General features: G+C 64.1%; 20 protein-coding genes and 1 pseudogene. 13 read left to right on the plus strand and 8 right to left on the minus strand.

Annotation, left to right across the window (positions count from 1 at the left end):
- Window positions 1-139 precede the first annotated feature (139 nt).
- The 4 genes from V8324_RS15930 to V8324_RS15945 all read right to left on the minus strand — a co-directional run bounded on the left by V8324_RS15930 (window position 140) and on the right by V8324_RS15945 (window position 1,653).
- Complete coding sequence (locus V8324_RS15930; protein WP_336420918.1) at window positions 140-697, minus strand: DUF3489 domain-containing protein; 558 nt, start codon at window positions 695-697, stop codon at window positions 140-142.
- A 100-nt stretch (window positions 698-797) separates the two neighbouring features.
- A complete protein-coding gene (locus V8324_RS15935; RefSeq protein ID WP_336420919.1) occupies window positions 798-1,070 on the minus strand; it encodes a hypothetical protein in 273 nt (90 codons plus the stop codon).
- Window positions 1,071-1,173: 103 nt separating this feature from the next.
- Window positions 1,174-1,458, minus strand: coding sequence for a hypothetical protein (locus V8324_RS15940; protein ID WP_336420920.1), 285 nt, complete (start codon window positions 1,456-1,458; stop codon window positions 1,174-1,176).
- Window positions 1,459-1,470: 12 nt separating this feature from the next.
- Window positions 1,471-1,653, minus strand: a complete 183-nt coding sequence (locus tag V8324_RS15945) for a hypothetical protein (protein WP_336420921.1) — start codon at window positions 1,651-1,653, stop codon at window positions 1,471-1,473.
- A gap of 143 nt (window positions 1,654-1,796) precedes the next feature.
- Here V8324_RS15945 and V8324_RS15950 point away from each other — a divergent pair, with 143 nt between their 5' ends.
- The 4 genes and pseudogenes from V8324_RS15950 to V8324_RS15965 all read left to right on the plus strand — a co-directional run bounded on the left by V8324_RS15950 (window position 1,797) and on the right by V8324_RS15965 (window position 5,884).
- On the plus strand, window positions 1,797-2,354 hold the full coding sequence (locus tag V8324_RS15950) for a hypothetical protein (RefSeq protein ID WP_336420922.1): 558 nt from the start codon (window positions 1,797-1,799) through the stop codon (window positions 2,352-2,354).
- Window positions 2,302-4,356 carry a phage terminase large subunit family protein gene (locus tag V8324_RS15955; RefSeq protein WP_336420923.1) on the plus strand — a complete coding sequence of 685 codons (2,055 nt, stop codon included), beginning with the start codon at window positions 2,302-2,304 and terminating at the stop codon, window positions 4,354-4,356. The genes V8324_RS15950 and V8324_RS15955 overlap by 53 nt, the downstream gene beginning before the upstream one ends.
- A 2-nt stretch (window positions 4,357-4,358) precedes the next feature.
- Entirely contained in the window at window positions 4,359-4,568 is a 210-nt protein-coding gene (locus tag V8324_RS15960) for a phage head-tail joining protein (RefSeq protein ID WP_336420924.1), read from the plus strand.
- Between the two features lie 8 nt (window positions 4,569-4,576).
- Window positions 4,577-5,884, plus strand: a pseudogene (locus V8324_RS15965) (phage portal protein).
- On the opposite strand, the gene V8324_RS15970 reads toward V8324_RS15965, so the two are convergent.
- The 4 genes from V8324_RS15970 to V8324_RS15985 all read right to left on the minus strand — a co-directional run bounded on the left by V8324_RS15970 (window position 5,795) and on the right by V8324_RS15985 (window position 7,494).
- Window positions 5,795-6,055 carry a transposase family protein gene (locus tag V8324_RS15970; RefSeq protein WP_336420925.1) on the minus strand — a complete coding sequence of 87 codons (261 nt, stop codon included), beginning with the start codon at window positions 6,053-6,055 and terminating at the stop codon, window positions 5,795-5,797. The pseudogene V8324_RS15965 and the gene V8324_RS15970 overlap by 90 nt on opposite strands.
- A gap of 140 nt (window positions 6,056-6,195) precedes the next feature.
- Window positions 6,196-6,618, minus strand: coding sequence for an ion channel (locus V8324_RS15975; protein ID WP_336420926.1), 423 nt, complete (start codon window positions 6,616-6,618; stop codon window positions 6,196-6,198).
- A 202-nt stretch (window positions 6,619-6,820) separates the two neighbouring features.
- Window positions 6,821-7,087 carry a hypothetical protein gene (locus V8324_RS15980; RefSeq protein ID WP_336420927.1) on the minus strand — a complete coding sequence of 89 codons (267 nt, stop codon included), beginning with the start codon at window positions 7,085-7,087 and terminating at the stop codon, window positions 6,821-6,823.
- Between the two features lie 11 nt (window positions 7,088-7,098).
- Complete coding sequence (locus tag V8324_RS15985) at window positions 7,099-7,494, minus strand: Rap1a/Tai family immunity protein (RefSeq protein ID WP_336420928.1); 396 nt, start codon at window positions 7,492-7,494, stop codon at window positions 7,099-7,101.
- Window positions 7,495-7,828: 334 nt separating this feature from the next.
- Between V8324_RS15985 and V8324_RS15990 the strand changes: the two genes are divergently transcribed.
- The 9 genes from V8324_RS15990 to V8324_RS16030 all read left to right on the plus strand — a co-directional run bounded on the left by V8324_RS15990 (window position 7,829) and on the right by V8324_RS16030 (window position 20,340).
- Window positions 7,829-9,223: a lipocalin-like domain-containing protein gene (locus tag V8324_RS15990; RefSeq protein WP_336420929.1), complete on the plus strand. Its 1,395-nt coding sequence runs from the start codon at window positions 7,829-7,831 to the stop codon at window positions 9,221-9,223.
- A gap of 361 nt (window positions 9,224-9,584) precedes the next feature.
- Window positions 9,585-9,926: a DUF2853 family protein gene (locus V8324_RS15995; protein ID WP_336420930.1), complete on the plus strand. Its 342-nt coding sequence runs from the start codon at window positions 9,585-9,587 to the stop codon at window positions 9,924-9,926.
- Between the two features lie 154 nt (window positions 9,927-10,080).
- Window positions 10,081-11,583 (plus strand): BCCT family transporter, encoded by a 1,503-nt coding sequence (locus tag V8324_RS16000; RefSeq protein WP_336420931.1) that lies wholly within the window; start codon window positions 10,081-10,083, stop codon window positions 11,581-11,583.
- Window positions 11,583-12,134 (plus strand): glycine betaine ABC transporter substrate-binding protein, encoded by a 552-nt coding sequence (locus tag V8324_RS16005; protein WP_336420932.1) that lies wholly within the window; start codon window positions 11,583-11,585, stop codon window positions 12,132-12,134. The genes V8324_RS16000 and V8324_RS16005 overlap by 1 nt, the downstream gene beginning before the upstream one ends.
- Window positions 12,073-13,506 carry a glycine betaine ABC transporter substrate-binding protein gene (locus V8324_RS16010; protein WP_336420933.1) on the plus strand — a complete coding sequence of 478 codons (1,434 nt, stop codon included), beginning with the start codon at window positions 12,073-12,075 and terminating at the stop codon, window positions 13,504-13,506. Before V8324_RS16005 ends, V8324_RS16010 begins: the two co-directional genes overlap by 62 nt.
- A 226-nt stretch (window positions 13,507-13,732) precedes the next feature.
- The gene (locus V8324_RS16015; protein ID WP_336420934.1) at window positions 13,733-14,827 is read left to right on the plus strand and encodes an efflux RND transporter periplasmic adaptor subunit; all 1,095 of its coding nucleotides are present in this window, start codon (window positions 13,733-13,735) and stop codon (window positions 14,825-14,827) included.
- Between the two features lie 3 nt (window positions 14,828-14,830).
- Window positions 14,831-17,953 (plus strand): efflux RND transporter permease subunit, encoded by a 3,123-nt coding sequence (locus V8324_RS16020; protein WP_336420935.1) that lies wholly within the window; start codon window positions 14,831-14,833, stop codon window positions 17,951-17,953.
- Window positions 17,953-19,794, plus strand: a complete 1,842-nt coding sequence (locus V8324_RS16025; RefSeq protein WP_336420936.1) for a glycerophosphodiester phosphodiesterase — start codon at window positions 17,953-17,955, stop codon at window positions 19,792-19,794. The genes V8324_RS16020 and V8324_RS16025 overlap by 1 nt, the downstream gene beginning before the upstream one ends.
- Before the next feature lie 45 nt (window positions 19,795-19,839).
- Window positions 19,840-20,340 carry an HdeD family acid-resistance protein gene (locus tag V8324_RS16030; protein ID WP_336420937.1) on the plus strand — a complete coding sequence of 167 codons (501 nt, stop codon included), beginning with the start codon at window positions 19,840-19,842 and terminating at the stop codon, window positions 20,338-20,340.
- The last annotated feature ends 6 nt before the right edge of the window (window positions 20,341-20,346 follow it).

Raw genomic sequence — 20,346 nt, forward strand, 5'->3', positions numbered from 1 at the left:
TTGGTGGCCGCTCGCCTGTGGGCTTTGCCACCTCCGGGGTGGGTCATTTTTGGATGATCACACCGGGTCAGTTTTGAATGCACATTGACAGCCCAGGACGTTGCAGATCGGATCGATGTCGACGAGGCGTGAGCCCGGATCACGCGTCCAGACTGTAGACAGTGCCCCTGTTCGCCTCCTTCCGGGAGGTGACGGCGAGCCCCAGTTTCTTCCTGAGCCCGCCGGAGATCATGCCGCGCGCGCTGTGGGCCTGCCAGCCCGTCGCTTCAACGATCTCGGCAATGGATGCCCCCTCGGGCCGCTGAAGCAGCGCGATGATCTGCGCCTGCTTCGTGCCCGCCCGGATGGCGACAGGCTTTGGAGTATCGGGAGTCGCGGACGACGGCGCGGGGTCCGGTTTCGCCTTACGCGACGCGCTGGTGGACTTGGGGACCATCGGCTCGATCCCGATGGCTTCCAGACCCGCTTCGGTCGCGACAAGCATGGTGCCATGACCATCGCCGGTCTCGCGCCAGAGCGGATCGCCGCGGCGCGTGTCTGCCGCGACCTCTTCGAGCCAGCCATTGGATATCATGCGGGTCACGGACATCTTCGCCGCGGCCCCGTGCAGCCCGCCGGGCAACGGCATAGCCAGATGGCCGGGGCGCGTGGCCGCACGGCTGAGGATGATGGTCTGGGTGTCGGTGAGCTTGGGCATCAGGGTCTCCGGTATCTGTTCGGCAGCGCGGGGTGCGTTCCCTTCTACCGGGCTCATCCCGCCACGGTGACGGGCTGCGCGGAAGGCCGGGCCGGAAGGATCACTCGGCGTGTTCGCCCTCACCAAAGGCGCTGTCAGTGATGCGCGTCAGGAGTTCGGCATAGTGTCCAAGGGTGCCGACGTCGCCCCAGCTGATCTCGTCTGGGTGGCAGTCGAAGTGATCGTCGCTCAGTCTCTGGAGACGGGCGAGCATTTCATCGATTTCGGCCTTCTTGCCGATGAAGGCGTTCATGGCGGCTTCGCGGTTCCGGCGCGCCTTCTCGGCGCGGAGTTGGTGGCGGGGCGTAGTGATTGGGTTCAGGCGGGTAGTCATCTCGGTGACTCCTTTGGGTGAGTTGCATCGTCCTTGTGTCATCAGAATCGCTCTGCGAGGACTGAAAGTGTAGGAGAATCAGAGCCATAAAGTTGCTTTCTGATCATTCGGCACCCGGGTTGACCTCGACCCAAGCTCCGGCGAGCCAGACATAGAGATGACAAAGCTCGCGCGTGGGCATTGGCAGGACGGGCGGGTCGCGGGGCGGCTCGAAGCCGTCGATTTCATCCTTGGGGACCTGCCGGATTTCTCGCGCGGCGAGGATGTCCTCGGGCATCCAGCGCGCCAGCGCGGGCAGCATGTGCGCGGGATACCCATCATAGTGGACGTAGACGTGCGCCGATTCCCAAGGGCCGATTTCGATGGCGATCTGCGCTCGGGTGCTCATTTTCGGGGCCTCTCAATTCTGTTGTTCGATCATGGCGAGGATGGCGCAGGCCATGCTGCCGAGGAATTCGCTGCGGCGGAACACGATCTCGTCGATCTCGTTCGCGGTGGTGATGGTCGGCTTGACGGCCAGGCTTTCCGCCATGTGGGGAAGCAGGCGGGCCGCCTCGGCGTTGTAACGTTGGGCGATGGTCATGGGGCTGTCTCCGATTTGGTGCCTGGCGGTACGCGATGCCGCCGCCTCGTGGGAACCAGAGTCGCTCGACGGGGACGTGTAATCAACTCGAATATACGCCTTTCTGCGTTTAGTTCCAATGCTTTGAAGGCGATCACAGTGCCATGGAAGGACTGTCCGAACGAGCCTACGCTGCGCATGCCGGGCTCTCGCGCGGCGCGGTGCAGAAGGCGCGCAAGACGGGTCGGCTGGTGCTGTTTGCCGACGGCTCGATCGATGCCGCGGCCTCGGATGCGCGCCGGGGCGGGATGACCGATCCGGATCAGCAGATACGCGCACGCGGCGGCGCCGACAGCAGCAATGTCGAGGGCAGTGCAGTCTCCGGGCCCGGCGACAGCGCCTCCTACCTCAAGGCCCGCACCGCCCTGACCGTCTACCAGGCGCAGGAGCGCCAGCTCGCGATCCAGCGCAAGAAGGGCGCGCTGGTCGATCGCGCCCGCGCCGAGACGCTGGTGTTTCGCCTCGCGCGTCAGGAGCGCGACGTATGGATCACCTGGCCCACGCGCGTGGCGGCCTTGATGGCCGCGCAACTGGCCGCAGAGATGGAGGCCGCATCGGGGGAGGCCGTGACGATCGAGACTGCGATCCTGCAGAGGGTGCTGGAAGCCCATGTCCGAGAGCAGCTCGACGCCCTCGCAGACCTCCGGGTCTCGCTTGAATGATGGGGATGATGACCACGGTCTGACCGACAGCGACCTGAGCGCCGACCTCGACCTTGGCTTCGACGGCGCCGAGGACATCCTGCGCGCCTGGCGGCGCGGCGTGCGCCCCGATCCGGATCTTACCGTGTCGACATGGGCGGATGCGCATCGCTGGTTGTCCTCCCGGGCCTCGGCCGAGCCCGGGCGCTACCGCACAGCGCGCACGCCGTATCTGCGCGAGATCATGGATGCGCTCTCGCCGGGGCACCCCGCACAGCGCGTCAGTTTCATGAAGGCCGCGCAGGTCGGCGCCACGGAAGCGGGCAACAACTGGATCGGGTTCGTGATCCACCACGCGCCCGGGCCGATGCTGGCGGTGCTGCCCACCGTCGAGATGGCCAAGCGGAGCTCGCGCGGTCGGATCGACCCGCTGATCGCGGACAGCGCCGCGCTGAAGGAACGCGTGCAACCGTCCCGCTCGCGCGATGCAGGCAACTCCATGCTGTCCAAGGAGTTCCCAGGCGGCATCCTGGTGCTGACGGGTGCCAATTCGGCCACCGGCCTGCGCTCGATGCCCGCGCGCTACATCTTTCTCGACGAGGTCGATGCCTATCCGGCCTCGGCCGACGAAGAAGGCGACCCGGTCACGCTGGCCGAGGCGCGCACCACGACCTTTGCGCATCGGCGCAAGGTATTCATGGTCTCGACGCCCACGATCCGCGGGCTGTCCCGCATCGAGCGCGAGTTCGAGGCCAGTGATCAGCGCCGCTATTTCGTGCCGTGTCCGCATTGTGGCCATATGCAGTGGCTGCAGTTCGAGCGCCTGCGCTGGGAGAAGGATCAGCCGGACACCGCCGCGTACACCTGCGCGGGCTGCGAGACGCCCATTGCCGAGCACCACAAGACGGCGATGCTGGAGGGGGGCGAATGGCGGGCGACGGCCGCGACCGCGGATGCCCACGCCATCGGGTTCCACCTCTCGGCGCTCTATTCGCCGATCGGCTGGAAGAGCTGGGCGCAGATCGCGCGCGACTGGCTGGCCGCCCAGGGCTCCGACGAGATGCTGAGCGCGGCGCGCAACACCCTGCTGGGCGAGACATGGGTGGAGAGCGGAGAAGCCCCGGACTGGCAGCGCCTGGCCGACCGGCGCGAGACCTATCCGGCACAGATCCCCGCAGGCGGGCTGTTCCTGACCGCGGGCGCGGATGTGCAGAAGGACCGGATCGAGGTCGATGTCTGGGCCTGGGGCCGGGGTCTGGAAAGCTGGCTCGTCGATCACATCGTGATCCCGGGCGGTCCGGACGATCCCGCCTGCTGGGAGGCGCTCACCGGGCTCCTCGGCCGGACATGGATGCATGAGCACGGCGCGGTGATGACGCTGGCGAAGCTCGCCATCGATACCGGCTACGAATCTGCTGCCGTCTATGCCTGGGCGCGCCAGCAGGGCACGGCCCAGGTGGCGCCGGTGAAGGGCATGGAAGGCTTCAACCGCGCCACACCTGTCTCGGGGCCGACTTTCGTGGACGCCACGGTGAATGGCCGCAAGCTCAAGCGCGGCGCGCGGCTCTGGACCGTGGCCACGGCCACCTTCAAGGCCGAGACCTACCGCCATTTGCGGCTGGAGACGCCGAGCGACGAGCAGCGCGCCAACGGCGTGCCCGATCCGGCCGGCACGATCCACCTGCCGGACTGGGCCGACAGCGAATGGCTGAAACAGCTGGTCGCCGAGCAGTTGGTCACCATCCGCAACAAGCGCGGCTACGCGCGCCAGGAATGGCAGAAGATGCGCGAACGCAACGAAGCTCTTGATACCCGCATCTATGCAAGGGCCGCGGCGTGGATCCTCGGCGCGGACCGGTTCGACGCGCGGATGTGGCAAAGCCTCGAGAAACAGGCCGGGGTGGAGACCGCCGCCCCAGAACTGGACGTGGCACCCGAGACGCCCAACGAGCCTCAGGCGGGGCGCGTGACCACGCCACGGCGGCGCGGCTGGCGGGTGAGCACGCCAAAATACATGGAATGAGCATGACCCTCGACGATCTCAAACGCCACCACGCCGCGCTGCTGACCGCGCGCTACAGCGGCACGCGCAGCGTCAGCTATGACGGCAAGACCGTCACCTATGGCTCGGACGCGGAGCTGGCCGCCGCGATTGCCGATATCGAGCGGCGGATCGCGACGCTCGAAAAGACCAGCCGTCGTATTCTGCGCCCCCATGCCGTGAAGGACCTGTGATGAGTGCGATGAACTGGCGGCAACGCCTCGGCGCCTTCATCGGCGGGTTCGACGCGGGCCAGCACCACCGTCGGCTGCGGGGATTTCGCGCGACCCGCGCGCATGTCAACGCGCTGATTGCGGCGTCGGGGCCGACATCACCGCCCGGGCCCGCTGGCTGGTGCGCAATAACGGCTATGCGGTGAACGCGGTGGAAAGCTGGGCCGCCAATACCGCGGGCGACGGGATCAAGCCGATCTCGAAGGTCGCCGATCCTGCGCGCAAGGAGGAGCTGCAGCGCCTCTGGCTCGCCTGGACCGACGAGTACGATGCCGAGGGGCTGACCGATTTCTACGGGCTGCAGGCCATGGTGGCGCGCGAGATGTTCGTGGCAGGCGAGTGTTTCGTGCGGATGCGCCCGCGCCGGGCCGAGGACGGGCTACTGGTCCCGATGCAGATGCAGCTGCTGCAATCTGAAATGCTGCCCTTCGAGAAGACCGGGACAGCCGCAAACGGCAACCCGATCCGCTGCGGGATCGAGTTCGATCTGATCGGGCGCCGCGTGGCCTATCATTTCCGCCGCACCCATCCGGGCGACAGCACCGACCAGCGTGTCGCTTTGCCGGAAACCGTGCGCGTGCCGGCCGAGGATGTGCTGCACATCTACCGGCCGCTCGATGCCGGCCAGATCCGCGGGCTGCCGCATGTAGCGCCGGCGATGGTGCGGCTGTTCCTGCTCGATCAGTATGACGACGCCGAACTCGACCGGAAAAAGACCGCGGCGATGTTCGCGGGCTTCATCACCAAGACCGCGCCGGAAGAGCCGATGATGGGCGAAGACGAGGCGGATCTGGATGGCGCGGCCATCGCCAGCCTCGAGCCCGGCACGATGCAGGTGCTGCTGCCCGGGGAGGATGTGAAGTTCTCGTCACCGGCGGATGTGGGCGGCGGTTACGAGGCGTTCCAGTACCGCACGCTTCTGGCGGTCTCGGCCTCGCTGGGGCTGCCGTATCATCTGGTCACCGGCGATGTCCGCCAGGCCAACTATTCCAGCCTTCGCGTGGCACTCGTGGAATTCCGCCGCCGCATCAAGACGCAGACCGTGCTGCCCGCGCCAGAGACGGTGCCGATGCGTCTCTGGGCCCTGCTTGCATCCGGCGAGATCCAGATGCGAAAGGTCGATGGCTGGGAAAACCGTCGATCACTCGCTTGAACCCACCGTCCTTGACGAGGCGGCCCCTGCCGCGTCATACCGAAATTTGCCCGGAGGCGCCCAACTGGAATTTGCACCACTTTCGAGACACCACCGACGGGATCGTATACTTGAGCTTCAGTAACGCCCTGAATAGGCTCTCTTTTGCGCGACCGAACGCGGCCATTTCAGCGCAGTATGCCGATCCGCACAGGACAGCGACTAAGGCAATGATAAGCAACTCCCCGAGGTCGCGGCGCGTGTTACTGTCGCGCGGATCGGGGACCGTGTCGAAGGCGGACAGGGAAATCTGCATGGCTGTGACGGCTCCCTGGACACCCCTCCCACTCTGAAGCCATCTCACGCCCTGCCGCAAGACCGCCAGTCATCGCAGCGTTTTCCAAGCCCGATTCCCTTGTCACTCGATACAAGCCTGCGCAGACATCGTGCAGAGCTTCAGTTCCGCAAGAAACCGCGCCCGAGGACAGCCACCAGAAAGGCTGTCGTGATGCCGAACATGATGATCCCGGTCACTGACGACATGGCACCGAGTATCCGAAACTGCGGATTAAGGATTATGTCTCCATATCCCAAGGTCGTGTAACTCACCAATACGAAGTAAATCGACGCTTCATAGCCCCGCAGCGCACCAATCTGCAAAAGTGCAAATGACCAAAGATACACCTGTCCAGTATGTGAAAACAACGCTGCGAGCACCGCAAAGCAAAGCCAGAAGAAATCCACCATCGGCTGCTTTCCAGCCGTGTCCGTGCTGCGCTCACGGAATATCGTCAGGACCCTTGAGACCACCCAAAGATGAATGATCGTGCAAAGAACCAGTAGAAAGCTTCCTGCGGCAATCTGCGAAACCACGCTCATTCGGTAGCCCGTATAAACTTGGCAGAACCTTCAACAACCATTCGCCGACCGCATTTGCGCCTTCATCGCGACCAACCAATATGTCAAAGGCGACAGAGGTTCAAACGGTCGAAATCGCGTCAGATATTTTTTTCGTTTTCGGGGCTTAAGCGACCAAAACGTGCGACTGGACTGGATCCGAAAGGGAGCCTTCGCAGTCAGCTTAAAAGAAGCCTGCCACGAACGACCCGGCCAAACCGGCCGCGGCACCGGTTGCTGCCCCCACTGCCGCGTTTTCCATCACATCGTCGCCGCGGATCGCCGCCGCCGTCGCACTACCGGCGGCACCGGCTGCGGCACCCACTGCGACATTCCTGCCGGCATTTTCGCAGGCGTTCAAGCCCAAAACGCTCGCAACAACGACACCCATCATCGCGACCCGACCGGCTCCCCGGCGATTCAGGCCGCGCCCCGCCTCTTGTTTCATCATCTGTTCGGTCCTCACGGGTTGCAGGGGAACTTTGCGACAGCAGCGCGCACCAGACCCTCAATGGCCGGCTCACCCAACCTGCGTGGATTGGATCTTGCCCAGTCAAGGAAAATGTCCCTGAGGGACCCGCGCGACAGTTCCTTTGGCGCACAGACGAAGGGGGTCACCTCGGGTGATTTTATGGCCGCCCCATAAAATTGCATCGCCCCTGACATATATCCGAGGCAGAACGCATTGGCTCTGGCATGCAGCGCATGCTCCTCCGGCAAGCTGCAGGCGGTCACCAATGCCCTCGCATCTGACAAGCGAAAACTCTCCACCACGGATTCGTCAGCCGTTGCAGCGATCGGCAGACCCAACACTGCAACCGTCACCCAACCTGCGGCACGTCTTATCTGCAATCGCATGTCAAATTCTCCACGATCTGTCGTCAGACTATCCCTTTTGGACAGGCATGCTGCAAGCCTACCCGTGATGATTTTTTCGAGCGCTGTAATTCCCTGTTGGCAAGCTCGGGACCACACTTCATCGATCGACAGCCGGTATGCAGGGTGGAACCTTCTGCATCACAGCCACCCCAAAACGCATTAGACTCTCCTCGGTCCTTTTCAATACGATTCAATACGTGGCCGTGCCTGGTTCGAGTTTTTACCTTGTATATCCCGTGTTTGCAGGATCAGGCACGGTGGCCGCCATTCATGGTTATGTGCTGTCACCGGACAGTTTTAAGGGAGAAATGATATGGATCGCAGACTTCTACTCAAACTGCTCGCGTCGGGAACAGCTTTGTCTGCTGCGCCAGCAACTGTCTGGGCTCAGCTCAAGGGGGAGACGTCGCCCCGCTCTTATGAATGGGGATTCCCGGAATACCCCCCAACGCCTACAGGAAGAGGCAATGCGACGCCCTTTGGCGAGGGCGAAATGAAAGGTATAGAGACGGAAAGCGGGCACGAACTCTACAAGTTTCCACGTGACCACCGCTATCACTACGGCCCGATCTATCACGGACCGGAATATGTGGAATGGTATTATTTCAGCGCCTTCGTCTATGACAAGGCGACCGGAGATCCATATACAATCTTCTGGATGACGCTTTTTTCTGGCTGGGACGAGGGACACCAGAGGCCAGTGAAGAACATGTTCTTCGCCCTTCACAATCTCAAGACAGGCGAGTTCCAGCCGGCTGTCACGCTTTATCCCGGCGAATTCACGACCGATGGCTCGCCGAGTGACGCGGCCAAGGAAGACTTCTGGTTCCGCTATACCATCGGCACGCCGGAGCATGGGCAGATGGAAGAAAGCTATCGCGCCGCGGATGAGACATGGAATTTCAAGGCGAGTGTCGTGGAAGCCGCGCCTGAACGTAACTCCGTGCCGATGAGCATGGACATCACCGGCAAGGTCTATGCGCCGGGTTATATCTTCAACACCCCCTGGGGTCTCGAGAACGAGGGCTATGATGTGTCGCGCACGGGGCGCCACAATCCAGAGACGGTCTACGGCATCTCCTACTACACGATCGCGCCAAAAATGATGATCTCGGGGCCCGTCGTGGTCAACGGTCGCGAGATGGAGGTCGAGGGGCTTGCATGGTGGGAACACCAGTGGGGCAACCTGCGCACGCCCGATCACCTTGAGGGTCACTACATCTGGCAGAACGCCTACTTGGATAACGGCGACATGTTCCGCCTTCGTTTCTGGCGCAAGCCCGACCTTTCGATCGCCGAAGAGATCACGAACTACGCCTATATTCATGCCGACGGACGGATGGAGTATGCCCTCGGCGGATCGGTCAAGTGGACCACGATCAAATCCTGGCCCTCAAACGTCGTCGAGAATGTCGACATTCCGCTCTACGGAAAACTAGAGACGCCGCAAGGCATCTTCTACGTGGCCCCCGAATATCCTGAGCAGCAGGCGATCGGCTTTGCCGACTATACCGCGCTTTGGGAGGGGGCGATGTATCTGCATGAGGGGTCGTTGGACGGGCCGATAGTCGGTCGCGCCTACCACGAGAACATGATCGTACCCTGGTATTACATCCCACGCGGCTTCGACAAACCGATGCGCGAGGACCTCCCACGCAAGCTTGACGGCGGCATGCCGCCGGCACCGCCTTTCAACTTCTTCAAGTAAGCGGGGTTGCGGCGCGCATTATTGCTGACGGGCGGCGGTGGTCGTTCGTCGGCAAATTGACGATCGCCGCAAATTTGGTGGCCTGTCCTGGTGCCCTTTCAACGGGTCGGTGATGCGAGAATGTTATTGCAGACCACCAATGGTGCATTGGACATGCCGGCCTCATCGTCTCATGTTCGTCGGTGTAACCGCAGGTGTACAACCTGCCCCCAATCATCTGGTCGATATGGCGGACGCCTGGATCGCGCGGAGCATAATACGCTTGAGCATCAGGCGGAAGCAGGCCGACTTGCCGTAACCACTTTTAACCACTCGGGAATATCGGGCAGTGGCTGGTGTTTCTTGGAAAAGAGAGAAGTTCATGGGTAAAAGAGACGATCTTATTGCGCGCTATGCCGACGATCTGCGCAGCAAATGCGGAGTGGAGCCAGACATGGACCTTCTGACGAAGGTAACTATTGGCTGCGGACCGACAATCTATGATGCTGATGCAGCGACAGTCGCCGCCAGTCAGCCCGCTGAACTCGAAACGGTGAAACATAATTTCCTGATCAAGAAACTCGGAGTCCCGGATGGCCCGGAGCTGATGGAGGCGATCGAGAAGGTGATGCAAACCTATGGCATGTCCGAGCGAAACAAGTATCGCGCGGTGGTCTACTACCTGCTGACCCGTCACTTCGGAAAGGAACACGTCTACGGCTGAAGGCGGCATGGCTCAGAGCATGCTCCGGGAGTCGCGTTCCAGTCGATATTCAGGTGTTGACGCAAAGACATCATGCCCGGTCTTTTTGTGCGAAGCACTTTTCAGGCCATAAAACAGGTAAAGCCTGACCATAATGAAATAAAGGGGCGCTGAGATGAAACAGAACCCGGTCTTCTTGCTCGCACTGGCGGTGTGCGTGCCCGTGGGGCTGTGGGGTGTGCTCGACCCGGACAGAATGGCTGGAGCCGTGCTCGGATTCACCACATGGTTCATGGTGGGCGCAAGCTGGTGGTGGCTCACGCTCTGCTCGGCCTTTGTGATCTTTGCGGCTGTCCTGGCGCTCGGTCCCTGGGGTCGCATTCGGCTCGGGGCCGATGACGACCGCCCCGAATTTTCCACGGTCTCGTGGATCGCGATGCTCTTCGCGGGAGGCATGGGGGCGGGGCTGCTGTTCTGGGGGGTGGCCGAGCCTGTCACCCATTTCGCCGCGCCGCCGGGGCGCGAGGGCGGAACGCCAGAGGCTGCGCGTGCCGCGATGGTGATCACCAACCTGCATTGGGGGCTGCACGCTTGGTCGATCTACGGGATCTGCGCATTGGTCATCGCCTATTTCAGCTTTCGGCGCGGGGGCAAGCCGCTGATCTCCACGCCGCTCACAGGCCTGATTGGCGGGCGGACCGAGCGCGGCGTCTCGGTGGCGGCGGACGTGCTGGGCGTGGTTGCTGTGGTCTTTGGTCTGGCGGGCTCACTGGCCATGGGAACCCTTCAGATGCGCTCGGGACTGGCAAGCACAATTGGCACACCCGAAACCGGCGGCGTCGCCCTAATCATCCTCGCGGTGTTGTTCGCCACGTACATGATCTCGACACTCACCGGTGTCGAGAAAGGGATGAAGCTGCTGTCCAACATCAACATGATCCTGGCGATCGGGCTGATGCTTTTCATCATGGCGGCAGGGCCGACGGCTTTCATCTTCGAAAGCGCGGTCGACACGCTCGGGTCCTATCTCTCGCAGATCGTTTCGATCTCTTTCCGGCTGTATCCCTACGAAGGGCTCACGGAGTGGTCGGCAAGCTGGACGCTGACTTATCTCATCTGGTGGCTGGCCTGGGGGCCGTTCGTCGGCGTCTTCATTGCACGGATTTCTCGTGGCCGTACTATTCGTGAATTCTGCGCCGGTGTGATCCTCGTCCCGACACTGTTCTCGATCCTGTGGTTCGCGGTATTCGGCGGGGCGGGCATCTATGTGGAACTGTTCGGGCCGGGCGGGCTGTCGGCGCTGGTAGCCGACAACGTGTCAGAGGCGCTCTTTGCCTTCCTCGGCTACTTTCCGTTTACGGGCGTTCTGGCCGCGGTCGCGCTTGCGCTGATCTTCATCTTTCTGGTGACCTCTGCGGATTCCGGCACGTTCGTTCTCTCGATGTTGACGACGAATGGTAGCCTCAATCCACGCGCTTCGGCCAAGCTCGTCTGGGGCAGTCTTGTGGCCGTGATCACCGCCGCGACCCTGCTCTCGGCCTCGGTGGAGGTGGCGCGGGCGATGGCGACGCTGGGTGCGATCCCGTTTTCGGTCGTGCTCGTGCTGCAGCTTGTCGGGTTCCTTCGCGCCCTCGCCGACGAGCCGATGGGAACCGCCGCCGCGCAGGAGCGGGTCTGATGCGGTGGCGTGCTGCAGCCCTGGTGGTCGTTTCGGTGCTTTTGGCAGGCTGCGTCCGCACCCCGGTCGTCGTCTCGTCGAAGGACACTGTGCAGGATCGCATACTGGCCGAGATGATGGTGCTGATGCTGGAGGCGCGCGGCCTCGCTGCGGAGCGCCGGATCGGTGTCGGTGACAGTGCCGACGTGTTCCAGGCCCTTCGGTCTGGTGCCGTGGACGTATATCCCGAGTATACCGGGACGGCGCTGGCGCTGCTCGATACCCCGCCGGAAACCGATGCGGATACGGTCCGGGCGCGGCTCGCCGCGCCCTTCGCCGAGCTCGGCCTCGAATTTCTCGCGCCGTTCGGGTTCGAGTCGCGCTTCGTGCCGGTGACGCGCCGGACGCTCTCTCAGCGAANGCCTCGAATTTCTCGCGCCGTTCGGGTTCGAGTCGCGCTTCGTGCCGGTGACGCGCCGGACGCTCTCTCAGCGAATGGATTTGTCGGATGTGAGCGACCTTGCACCTCGGGCAGGCAACCTTCGTCTCGGGGTCAGCCGCAGTTTCGCTGAGCGTTCGAGGGACGGGCTCGCCGGCTTTCTGGAGCGCTTCGGCCTCGACTTCAGCGACGTGGTCATCGTCTCCGAGGATCGCCGTGAGGATCTGTACCAGATGCTCATCGATCAGCGCATAGACGTGATGATCGGATTCTCGACGGATCCCCAAATCGCCGATTTCGCCCTCACGCCTCTGATCGTGGACCAACCTTTCTTCCCTGCCTACGAGGCCGCGCCGCTGACAAGTACCGCTGCGCTCCAGCGCCATCCAGACCTGCGCGAGGCGCTCGCCCCTCTTGCCGGTGCGATAGATGCACAGATGCTGCGCGCGCTGGTTCGCCAGGTTCAGGTGGCGGGTCGCACACCACGCGCCATCGCCGCCATTGCGCTCGCGAGGCTCGGTCTTGCCGAGAGCGCCGCCGCGACCCCGCCGGAGATCCCTCTAAGGATCGCTCTGGATCCGCACGAGATCGGCGCCAACCCCGGTAATCGAGCACTCGATGCGATACGAACGGCGATGCCGGGCCGCGCCGTGGCGCTGGCGCCTGAGCCGCACCCGCTAGAAGCGCTCGCGATTGGTGAAGCCCGGATGGCGGTGGTGCCTGCCGCAGCGCATTTCCGGCTCACGCCCGATGGCGTGGTACGCGACGAGATGGTAGAAGCGATAGGTGTCGTCGGCCGTTCGGTTCTTTATGCCATTGCGCCGCGGGAAGGGCCGGAAAGGCTGGGTGGTGCGCGAGTGGTTGCGACCGGCCCGAAAGGCTCGCCGAGTCACCTGATCGCCTGTGTTCTGGCCCGATATGTGGTGGCGGACATCACCGTTGCGCCGCAGGTCGATGGGGGATCGGCTGCGATCGGGGACGCGATCGCACGGGGGCACGCAGATGCCGGCCTGGTGGTTGCGACACGTCAGCGCGGCGATGTGGTGGAATTGCTGCGCAACGAGGAAGACCTCCGCCTGGTGGATGCCTCCGAGTGGTGGCACGGGCCGGCCCGGCTGGCCCTGCCCTTTCTTGGAGAGGCCCGCATCCGTCCCGAAAACCATCCGGGGATCGACGAGGCCCTTTCGGCATTGTCGATGCAGACGGTCATCACCGGCCCGGCTCCGCCCGAGAGCGCGGGGCTCGGTCGGCAGGGGCCGATCTCATTCGACACGCGTGTGCAATCGCTCACCGACACGACCGTGCGGGCAATCGATCGGGCTCTCGGCACGAAGCCCGATGTCGGGGCGAGTCTGCGTGCGGCAGCAGCACTTTCGGGCCGACTGCCGGAGGCCCCTACGGCGCGCAACCCGCGCCCGGATCAGGCCCTTCTGACGGTGGGCATCTTCGTTTATCTCGCCATTGCCGGTTGGTTGTTGGTCAGGCCGCGTCGAGGCGCCGCATGACACCAATGAGACTTACCCCTCCCGGCTTGCATGATATTGGCACGGCGCTGTTCTCTCCAAAAAAAGAGGAGTCTTTGCAACCATGTGTCGGATTATGCCAAGTTCGGTGCGCGGCGTCACCCTCCACCCGGTTGTCGACATCTCGTGTCGCACGGCGATTATTGCGTGACACACTCGATAGGTCTGCCCATACTCTTACGCAGATTGCTTTTGCTGTGAGGCTCTATTGATCAGGCTCATATTATTATCCGTAACTTTGGCGACCGGTGGTGGCGGTCTGTCCGCACAGGACGCAGAGCCGCGCCCCGCGGTTGTCGCGGTCGAGGCGACGACGCGCGACCTTGCGGAAACCTCTGACTTCAACGGCCGTCTGGACGCCAATCGCCGGGTGGCGCTTGCTGCACGTGTGTCCGGCGTGATCGAGAAGATCGGGTTTACCCCTGGTGCCAGGGTGACAGAAGGTCAGACGTTGTTCGTTATCGAGAGCGATCTGTACGAGGCCACGGCACGCGAGGCGGAAGGCGCGCTGCGCGCCGCACTGGCGCAACGCGATCTTGCGCAGATCGAACGCGACCGCCAGGCCGAACTGGTCGCGCGTGAGGCTGGGGCGCAAGCGCGGCTCGACCAGGCCGAAGCCGCGCTTGCGACGGCAGAGGCGGATGTGCTGCGGCTCGAGGCCGCGCTCGACCGGGCGCGCACCAACCTCTCCTACACTGAGATCAAGGCCCCGTTCGAGGGGCGCATCGGGAATACACCTGTGGATGAAGGCGCGCTGATCGGTCCTGAGACCGGAACGCTGGCGACGCTGGTGCAGCTTGATCCGATCCATGCCGAATTCCCGGTGCCGACGGCGGTATTGCGCAATTTTCTCGAACGGGTCGATCGCGGCGAGGTCTCGAAAGAGGCAGCCGTCAGCCTGACACTGGCCAACGGCACTGTCTATGATCTGCAGGGCGATATCGATTTCGTGGACTCCCGGGTCAATTCGCGCACGGACAGCGTGACGCTGCGCGCGCGTTTCTCCAACCCCGTCGGGCTTTTGTTGGATGGCGAGTTGGTTCGCGTGACGCTCACCTCGGACACTCCCGGTGGCGAATTGGCGATCCCGGCGCAGGCGGTGCAGCGCGACATTCAAGGGGCCTTTGTCCTTGTGGTGGGCGAAGGGGAAGTTGCAGAGCAGCGCCGCATCACCGTTAGCCGCAGCGCCGAAGGTTTCGCCGTTATCGCCGAGGGGCTGACCGAGGGGGAACGCGTGATTACCGAGGGCGTCAACAAGGTCCGCCCCGGTGCGGCCGTCGATGCCGCCGCGCCCGGGGGCTGATCCATGCTGGCGGACATCTTCATAAAGCGCCCCCGCTTTGCCGGGGTGATCTCCATCGTGCTTTTCCTGGCCGGGCTTATTGCGCTGACGCGCATGCCGGTGGAACAGTTCCCCGATATCGTGCCGCCGCAGGTCTCGGTTATCGCCAGCTATCCCGGCGCCGGGGCCGAGGTGGTGGAACAAACGGTCGCCCAGGTGATCGAGGATCAGGTCGTGGGCGTGGACGACATGATTTACATGTCCTCGACGTCCGGAGCCGACGGCACCTATATCCTCAGCATCAGCTTCGAGGTGGGCACCGATCCCGATATCGCCACGGTGAACGTGCAGAACCGGGTGGCCTTGGCCGAGCCTCTCCTGCCGCCGGAGGTGCGCCAGACCGGCGTGCGCGTGGCCAAGAAATCGTCGTCGCTGCTGATGGGTATCGCGCTTTCCGCCGAGAGCGATGCGCTCAAAGGCGGCGATCTAACCAATTACGCGCGCCTCAACCTGATGGACCGGCTCAAGCGAGTCGAGGGGGTCGGTGATGCCTCGATGTTCGGGGCCAACGAGTTCGCCATGCGGGTCAATCTCGATGTCGATCGACTCGCCGCTCTGAACCTCACGCCCGGAGACGTTGCCGCGGCGCTGCGCAGTCAGAACCTGCAGGCCGCGATCGGGCGCGTCGGTGGTCAGCCGGTCACGCAGGACCCCGGATTGCAACTCAACATTTCCACCAAGGGGCGTCTGTCGAGCCCCGAGGAATTCGGCGCAATCATCCTGCGTGCCGATGCGGATGGCAGTGTCGTGCGTATCCGCGACGTGGCCGAGGTGGATCTGGGCGAGAAGAACTCGGACGTGATCACCAGTTTTGACACGAAACCAGCCGGCCTGATCGGCATTTATCTGGCGCCCGGCGGTAACGCCATTGCAGCTGCCGACGCGGTCAAGGCCGTGATGGAAACTACGGCGGCGGATTTCCCCGCAGGCATGGCGTATGACATCGTCGCAGACAGTTCGACCTTCGTGAAGGAAAGCATACAAGAGGTTCAAACGACGCTGATCGAGGCCTTCGTGCTTGTGGTGATCGTGGTGTTCCTGTTTCTCGGCTCACTGCGGGCCACGATCGTGCCGCTCATCGCGGTGCCGGTCGCGCTGGTCGGCACCTTCGCTGTGCTTCAGGCCATGGGGTTCTCGCTGAACACCGTGTCATTGCTGGCGATGGTGCTGGCCATCGGGATCGTGGTCGATGACCCGATCGTCGTGGTCGAAGCCGTCGAAACCAAGATGGAGGAAAATCCCGGGATGTCGGCGGCAGAGGCGTCGTCTGCGGCCATGTCCGAGATCACCGGCGCGATCATTGCGACCACCTTGGTGCTCTTGTCGGTGTTCGTGCCGGTGGCTTTCATCCCCGGGATCTCCGGCCAGCTCTTTCAACAATTCGCCGTGACCGTGTCGGTATCGATGGTGATCTCGTCGATAAACGCACTGACCCTGTCACCGGCGCTTTGCGCGATCCTTCTCAAGCCGCGCCAGGGGCCGAAAAAGGGGATTATTGGGCTGATCTCTCGCGGGATCGACACGGCGCGCGACGGGTATGCGCGCGTGGCCGGGGCCATCGCGCGACGCGCCGTTCTGGGGCTGGCGCTACTGATCGGGGCTTTCGTGCTGACCGGCGGGCTGTTCAAGGCGGTACCGACCGGGTTCCTGCCGTCGGAGGATCAGGGCTCTTTCATCGTCGAGACGCGCCTGCCCGAGGCGGCGTCGGTCATCCGCACCCTCGCGGCACAGCGCGAGGTCGAGGAGATCCTGCTGGACCTGCCGGGGGTGGGGTCGGTGACGTCGGTCACGGGCTTTTCACTGCTTGATGGCATCACCAAGTCCAACGCCGCCTTCGCACTGGTCTCGATGGAGGAATTTGGCGAGCGGACCAGTGAGGAAACCAGCGTTTTCAATGCCATCAAAGAGGCCATGCGGCAGGGCGCGGCAATCCGATCAGCGCAGGTCATCGCGTTCAATCTGCCCCCGATTGCCGGGCTTGGCACCGGGTCGGGCTTCGAGATGCAGCTGCTGGACACCCAGGGGCGCACGCCGCAGGAGTTGGCAGAGACCGCCCGGGGGCTGTCATTCGCCGCCAACGGCAATCCGACGCTGTCGGGTGTCTACAGCACGTTCTCGGCCAACAGCCCGCAGCTTTTCCTCGAGATCGACCGCGAGCGGCTCTATGCGCTTGGCATCCCGGTCTCGGACGTGTTCGCCGCACTGCAACCCACGCTCGGGTCGGCCTATATCAACGATTTCAACTTCTTCGGACGCTCGTGGCAGGTCCGGATGAGCGCTGCGCCTGAATACCGCGATGCTGTGGATGATATCGCGCGAATTCAGGTGCGGTCCTCTTCCGGCGACATGGTGCCAATCGGGGCCTTTGCGCGCGCCGACTATATCACAGGGCCGATGGCGCTCTCGCGCTATAACAACCAGCGTGCGGCCAAGATCAGCGGCAACCCCGCGGAGGGGTTTTCGTCGGGCGCGGCTTTGGCGGCGATGGAAGACGTTGCCGAAGCCAATCTGCCACCGGGTTTTGACTACGAATGGACCGGCACCGCGTTGCAGGAGAAACAGGCGGCGGGACAGACCACGGTGATCCTCGCGCTCGCGATGCTGTTCGCCTACCTCTTCCTCGTCGCTCTTTACGAAAGCTGGACCATCCCGGTACCGGTGATGCTGTCGGTCGTGTTCGGCGTGGCAGGGGCGCTCGCGGCGCTCTTGCTCGCGGGGCTGCCCTTCAACATCTACGCCCAGATCGGGCTGGTGGTGCTGCTGGCGCTGGCCGCCAAGAACGCCATCCTGATCGTGGAGTTTGCCAAGGCGCGGCGTGAGGCGGGCGAAGAGATCCTCCAGGCTGCCATTTCCGGCGCGCATGCGCGGTTTCGCGCAGTGATGATGACCTCTTTCTCTTTCATCGCGGGCCTCATCCCTCTTGTCACGGCCGAAGGCGCGTCGATGCTTTCGCGCCGTGCGGTTGGTACGGGCGTGGCTGGCGGCATGCTGGCAGCCACGCTCGTGGGCATTTTCGTCATTCCCGCGCTCTATGTGATCTTCCAATCCCTGCGTGAACGGATCAGGGGACGCGGAGACCTGACCTGATGGGCCTGTACGCGGTGCTTTCGGCTTACCGCCACGCAGTGTCGGACGCGGTTCTGTTCACGGCGCTGCATCTGGGCGTGAGGCTTGCGGTCTCGATTGTGATGCTGCCGCTGGCGGGGCTGACCCTTGGGCTTGTCCTGCGCTGGTCCGGCGACCCGGCGCTGACGGACCAGGAGATCGCGGGCTTCCTGCTGTCGCCGGTGGGGGCAGGGGCGGCGATGGCCGCGGCCGGGCTGCTGCTGGTCGCCGCCGTGCTCGATCTGGCGCTGATGACCGCCGCCCTGCGCCAGCCGGTGCCGGGGCTCTGGCCCGGGCTGGCCGGCGCGTGGCGGCGTGTCCTGCCCCGGCTGGGCGCGGTGTTCGGCCTCGGCTTGCGCCTGCTGCTGCGCGTGGCGGTGCTGAGCGCGCCCTTCCTCGCGGCAGCAATCGGCGTGGCGGCGCTGACCTTGCGCGCGCATGACGTGAACTACTACCTCGCCGCGCGCCCGCCCGAATTCCTGCTGGCGGCGGCGGTGATCGCCGTGCTCGGGTCGGTCCTGGCGGCGCTGCTGGTCTGGCGGCTTTCGGGCTGGGCGCTGGCCCTGCATCTGCGGCTGATCGACCGCGTGCCGGCCGGCGCGTGCCTGGCCCGCAGCGAGACGCGTCTGCAAGGACGCCGCGGCCGGGTGGCCAAGTGCATCCTTGGCTGGCTGGCGCTGCGGCTGGCGCTTGCGGCGGGGATCGCGGCGCTGATGGGCGCCCTCGGGGCCGCGCTGCAGGCGCTGGTGCTGCCGGATCTCACCAGGGTGGTGCTTGTGCTGCTGGCGACCCTCGCGCTCTGGTCGCTGGCAAACGCGGTGCTGGCGGGCGTGTCGAACGGCGCGCTGGCACGGCTGCTGACCGATCTGCACCGCGAGACCGCGCCACGGGTCCCGGCCTTTGAGGACCCGGCGCCCGCCGGCGGGCCTGTACTGGTGGGGCTGGCGCTGGTCGCAGGGCTGGCCGGGGTCGGCGCGGTCGCCGTCCTCGGCGATCTGGCGGACCGGCTCGCCGCGCCGCCGCGGGTCGAGATCATCGCGCATCGCGGCGCCGCCGCCCTGCGCCCGGAAAACACGCTGGCCGCCGTGGAAAAGGCGCTGGAGGACCGCGCCGACCGGGTCGAGATCGACGTGCAGGAGATCGCCGATGGCACCGTGATCGTCACCCATGACAGTGATTTCATGAAACAGGCCGGGCTGCCGCTGAAGGTCTGGCAGGCGACGCGGGACGACCTCGCGCGGATCGATGTGGGCCGCTGGTTCGACCCGGCCCACGCGGGCACGCGGGTGCCGACGCTGCGCGCGGTGCTCGAGACGGCCAAGGGCCGCGGGCAGGTGCTGATCGAGCTGAAATATTACGGCCATGACGACCGGCTGGAAGAGCGCGTGATCCGCATCGTCGAGCAGGCCGGGATGACGCGCGACGTGGCGATCATGTCGCTCAAACGCGCGGGCGTGGCCAAGGTCCGCCGGCTGCGTCCCGACTGGCCGGTGGGCATCCTCGCGGCGCGGGCGATCGGCAATCTCGGCGCGCTCGACGCGGACTTCCTCGCGGTCAATACCGGGCAGATTTCGAGGCAGCTTGTGCGCCGCGCGCATGCGACGGACAAGCGGGTCTTTGTCTGGACGGTGGACGATCCGCGCGCCATGGCGCGGATGATCTCGATGGGGGTCGACGGGATCATCACCAACGATCCCGCTCTGGCGCGGCAGATCATGGAGGAGTACGCGACGCTGTCGCTGACAGAGCGGCTGCTGGTCTGGCTGAGCGACCGGCTGCGTCTCGATCGCCCCGATGCGGTCGCTGCGCCGTCGGATGCCTGAGGAATTTCAATCTGGGGGAAATGGATCATGAAAAGTTCCGTCCTTATGCTGACCATCGGCGCGCTGTCGCTTTCGGGTGGCATCATTGCTCTGCTCAACCCGTTGGCGGCGACGCTGACTGTGGAGCTTTTGACCGGTTATCTGTTCATCACCATCGGTGTTCTGATGTTGCTGTCGATCTTTGCCGATGACAGCTGGGGCTCGCGGCTCCTGTCGCTGGTTCTGGGCGTGGCGATCCTCGCCATCGGCGTCAATCTGGTGAGCAACCCGTTGCAGGGCGTACTGCAACTGACCGTGGTGGTGGCACTGCTGATGCTGTTCATTGGCGTGCTGCGGATCGTCTTCGCCTTGCGGATGCCGACCGGTGGGCTCAAGGTCATACTGATTCTGGCTGGGATCGTCTCGCTCCTGCTGGGCGGGATGATCCTGACAAGTTTTCCGTTTTCGGCGGCGGTGGTTCTGGGTATCCTGCTGGCGGTCGAGCTGGTTTCGAACGGAATTTCCCTGATCGTGCTGGGCCTTGCGGCCCGCGACCGGGCAACCTGAGGAGAC

This window comes from Roseovarius sp. D22-M7, from assembly GCF_037083785.1.
Lineage (GTDB): Bacteria > Pseudomonadota > Alphaproteobacteria > Rhodobacterales > Rhodobacteraceae > Roseovarius.

Bases quoted from the DNA above. Each gene is read 5' to 3' on its own strand.
- V8324_RS15970 (WP_336420925.1), bottom strand. From the start codon at position 6,055: ATGCAGATTTCCCTGTCCGCCTTCGACACGGTCCCCGATCCGCGCGAC.
- V8324_RS15940 (WP_336420920.1), bottom strand. From the start codon at position 1,458: ATGAGCACCCGAGCGCAGATCGCCATCGAAATCGGCCCTTGGGAATCG.
- V8324_RS15935 (WP_336420919.1), bottom strand. From the start codon at position 1,070: ATGACTACCCGCCTGAACCCAATCACTACGCCCCGCCACCAACTCCGC.
- V8324_RS16025 (WP_336420936.1), top strand. From the start codon at position 17,953: ATGGGCCTGTACGCGGTGCTTTCGGCTTACCGCCACGCAGTGTCGGAC.
- V8324_RS15960 (WP_336420924.1), top strand. From the start codon at position 4,359: ATGACCCTCGACGATCTCAAACGCCACCACGCCGCGCTGCTGACCGCG.
- V8324_RS16020 (WP_336420935.1), top strand. From the start codon at position 14,831: ATGCTGGCGGACATCTTCATAAAGCGCCCCCGCTTTGCCGGGGTGATC.
- V8324_RS15950 (WP_336420922.1), top strand. From the start codon at position 1,797: ATGGAAGGACTGTCCGAACGAGCCTACGCTGCGCATGCCGGGCTCTCG.
- V8324_RS15945 (WP_336420921.1), bottom strand. From the start codon at position 1,653: ATGACCATCGCCCAACGTTACAACGCCGAGGCGGCCCGCCTGCTTCCC.
- V8324_RS16030 (WP_336420937.1), top strand. From the start codon at position 19,840: ATGCTGACCATCGGCGCGCTGTCGCTTTCGGGTGGCATCATTGCTCTG.
- V8324_RS15980 (WP_336420927.1), bottom strand. From the start codon at position 7,087: ATGATGAAACAAGAGGCGGGGCGCGGCCTGAATCGCCGGGGAGCCGGT.
- V8324_RS15930 (WP_336420918.1), bottom strand. From the start codon at position 697: ATGCCCAAGCTCACCGACACCCAGACCATCATCCTCAGCCGTGCGGCC.
- V8324_RS15985 (WP_336420928.1), bottom strand. From the start codon at position 7,494: ATGCGATTGCAGATAAGACGTGCCGCAGGTTGGGTGACGGTTGCAGTG.
- V8324_RS15995 (WP_336420930.1), top strand. From the start codon at position 9,585: ATGGGTAAAAGAGACGATCTTATTGCGCGCTATGCCGACGATCTGCGC.
- V8324_RS15955 (WP_336420923.1), top strand. From the start codon at position 2,302: ATGTCCGAGAGCAGCTCGACGCCCTCGCAGACCTCCGGGTCTCGCTTG.
- V8324_RS16000 (WP_336420931.1), top strand. From the start codon at position 10,081: ATGAAACAGAACCCGGTCTTCTTGCTCGCACTGGCGGTGTGCGTGCCC.
- V8324_RS15975 (WP_336420926.1), bottom strand. From the start codon at position 6,618: ATGAGCGTGGTTTCGCAGATTGCCGCAGGAAGCTTTCTACTGGTTCTT.
- V8324_RS15990 (WP_336420929.1), top strand. From the start codon at position 7,829: ATGGATCGCAGACTTCTACTCAAACTGCTCGCGTCGGGAACAGCTTTG.